The sequence below is a fragment of the Caldalkalibacillus thermarum genome (assembly GCF_014644735.1).
Taxonomy (GTDB): domain Bacteria; phylum Bacillota; class Bacilli; order Caldalkalibacillales; family Caldalkalibacillaceae; genus Caldalkalibacillus; species Caldalkalibacillus thermarum.
The window spans coordinates 1-2,588 of sequence record NZ_BMKZ01000090.1; the positions used below are offsets into that span (position 1 = coordinate 1).

Annotated in this window: 5 protein-coding genes; all 5 read right to left on the minus strand. The window is 46.1% G+C overall.

Annotation, left to right across the window (positions count from 1 at the left end):
• Positions 1–213, minus strand: a 213-nt coding sequence (locus IEW48_RS16380) for a hypothetical protein (protein WP_188624689.1), incomplete at its 3' end; no start/stop codon positions are given.
• Between the two features lie 22 nt (positions 214–235).
• Positions 236–577 carry a ribbon-helix-helix protein, CopG family gene (locus IEW48_RS16385; RefSeq protein ID WP_188624690.1) on the minus strand — a complete coding sequence of 114 codons (342 nt, stop codon included), beginning with the start codon at positions 575–577 and terminating at the stop codon, positions 236–238.
• Between the two features lie 18 nt (positions 578–595).
• A complete protein-coding gene (locus IEW48_RS16390; protein ID WP_188624691.1) occupies positions 596–1,660 on the minus strand; it encodes a ParM/StbA family protein in 1,065 nt (354 codons plus the stop codon).
• Positions 1,657–2,349 (minus strand): DUF6710 family protein, encoded by a 693-nt coding sequence (locus IEW48_RS16395; RefSeq protein ID WP_188624692.1) that lies wholly within the window; start codon positions 2,347–2,349, stop codon positions 1,657–1,659. The genes IEW48_RS16390 and IEW48_RS16395 overlap by 4 nt, the downstream gene beginning before the upstream one ends.
• Positions 2,343–2,588 (minus strand): hypothetical protein (locus IEW48_RS17305; protein ID WP_229704104.1); only part of this gene is annotated, 246 nt, incomplete at its 5' end. The genes IEW48_RS17305 and IEW48_RS16395, both read right to left, overlap by 7 nt.

Below are 2,588 nucleotides of genomic sequence, written 5' to 3' on the forward strand. Positions count from 1 at the left end.
AACCTCATCAAAAACATAATCACCAAACATGTTTAAGGCGACAAAGCCGGTCACATATTCCCTAAAACCCGGCCAGCGTCCCATCACTTTATCCGATCTTTGAATAATTTCCTCGTTGAACATCATGCCTTGACCATCACCAATGATACAGATTCTTTCATATTCATTCATATACTCTTCCTGTGTTTTAGGCAGTTTTTCAAGTGCTAACAAATCCAACACCTCCGATGATTATTCAGTCCAAGTCCATTCCAAAAGACTGAAGCAAAGCTTCCGCACTTTCCCTGACTGATGTCTGGCGTTTCATCTCCTGCTCCTGTTGATGCTGTATCTGACTGACCACCACCCCCTCTGCAAGTTTTTTCTCCACATCCAACAGACGCCCGTTGATGTCGGACAAAACCTGTTCCAAACGCTCAAGCTGTTGGTTGATCTTGTCCTCTTCCACGGCCTTCCTGTAAGCAAATTTCAGCATCCGGCGGATCATTTCGCTACGTCCCGATGAACGCACGTTCTTAAACAGGGCAACCAATTCCGCATCTTCGTCCGTCAGTCTGAAAGTGATTTTGAGGGACATGGCTTCTGTCCCCCTTTTTTACATGGCATTTTCTCTTTTCTCAGTCTGCCAGATGGCACGGCCAAGTTTCAGATAACCCAAGGCATTGGCAAACTGGCTGTCCGGGACAAGTTCCAACTGATTGCTCAGCATCTTCTTAAGATATGGGAAATACAATTCCCCTCCACCACCAGCCACAAAGATCATGTCGAGCAAGTCCAGTACATTGTTCCACGATTCCTTAACCCCGTCCGCTATTTTGGTGGACGTATGGACAAGACTTGATTCAATGGTGTCGTCAAAACGGACGGGCTGGCCACGGTAACGGATCATTCCTGTCCGAATGATGCGGTCAATGTATTCCTCAGACAGATCAGACCCGCCCGTTTTCTGCTTGAAAGCCCGCAGAATGTCCCTGTGCAGGTTGACCACACCCTGCACGTCAATCGTGCCGGATAACTCCGGTTTGGGCTTGAAAGAACCGTTTTTCTGTATCTCCACGACAATGAAATCGGTTGTTCTGAAGCCAATGTCAATCAGTCCCACCTTGGCTCCTTCTTCCACCAATTGCGGATAATTGGGAGCAAGCTGGTCAGAATACAACGCACTCATCACCGCTCCGGCTCCCTGTGGAAAAACAATGCACTGTTCCACACTGATCCGCCTTGTCGCCCTGCCCAAAGGCCCGGACACCCATTCCAGTTCGGGATAGACGCCTTCCAAGGTGCGCTTGACCTCTTTAGCCTGCTGTTTGTAAAAGTCCAGCGGCAATCCCGTCACCAGACGCACGACCTGTTGTTCCGGCGGTGTGACCAACTGTATGGCCGCATTCATCATCAGTTTGGTATGTTCATGACGGTAACGATCCTGTTCAAATATACGCACACTGTTTTTGGATTCCTTTTTGGCCAACTCACCCAAGAAAAACTCCTGCCCGTTTACACGGACGTGACACTCTGAAATATCCTGCCCCTGAGAACCAAAAAGCCCCGCCAGTGAGCGGTCATGACCGGCTCCCACCAGCGAGGGAAATAATACCTTCTTTCCACTTGTCGATACGGCCTTCACATACCCATAACCCAAGTCTACTGATACAATTGTCAACTGACGTACCCCCTTGTTAATTGATGTTTTTGTCTGGCCAACTCATACATGATGGCCAGACGGAAATCAAACACATCGCCCAGCTTTTCGTTATTATGGGCGTTGTACCAAACATCGCCGTCTGTATAGACATGGTCAAACAACCGGCTGAGATCACATACCTGTGCTATTATGCTTCCTTTTTTGCTGACAGTCCCGACATTGACCGCATGAATCTGGCAAACATTGATGTGAGTGTAAAAATAAGCTTTGCAGTTATCTTTGTTACGCTCAAACAAACTCACAAATCTATCTTTTAGTTTTTGCCATCTCCGGGGCATCACCCACACACAATCGTCAAGAGGATCAATCTTCTTTAGCCAGATTATGTTTTTTTTGTTTTCCATATAGCTTTTCACCCAAACCCCTTGTCTGTTCTGAAAACGGGATGGAAAAAGATGTTCAGACGACACGTCACTGAAGTGTTTTCCTCCATACATAATGGTGGTGAGTAAGTCCGTTTTGACATCTTCTCTCAACACATCCAGCACAAAGTCAATCAAAGCAATTTTGTCTTCTTTTGATCCTTTTTCCATCCATGATTCCAGCAAATCAAACACTCTCAAATACTCAAATCCCGGATAGGGCAACTTGTGTTTTTCCGGCAGATCAGTGTTCTGTCTGTTCCATTCCAAAATTTTGTTCAGCATACCTCTTCTCCCCGCACACACAAATAACGTTCCAACATTCTAAGCAGGTTATGGTAAATCCTGCCTTGCAGAAGGGGTTCATAATACATCAAGGTGATAATCTCGTGACAAGCTCGCATGTATTTTTCTTCCTCAAACGCCTTTCTGATATGAAGCATATGAAAAAGATACCAAGAGTGAATCGCATCCCGTTTTTCGTACACTTTTGCCGGTTTTCTTTTGCGAAGCTCGTCACAAAA

What these genes read in the sequence shown, in the direction of transcription:
- IEW48_RS16385 (WP_188624690.1), bottom strand. Translation starts at nt 577, where the DNA reads ATGTCCCTCAAAATCACTTTCAGACTGACGGACGAAGATGCGGAATTG.
- IEW48_RS16395 (WP_188624692.1), bottom strand. Translation starts at nt 2,349, where the DNA reads ATGCTGAACAAAATTTTGGAATGGAACAGACAGAACACTGATCTGCCG.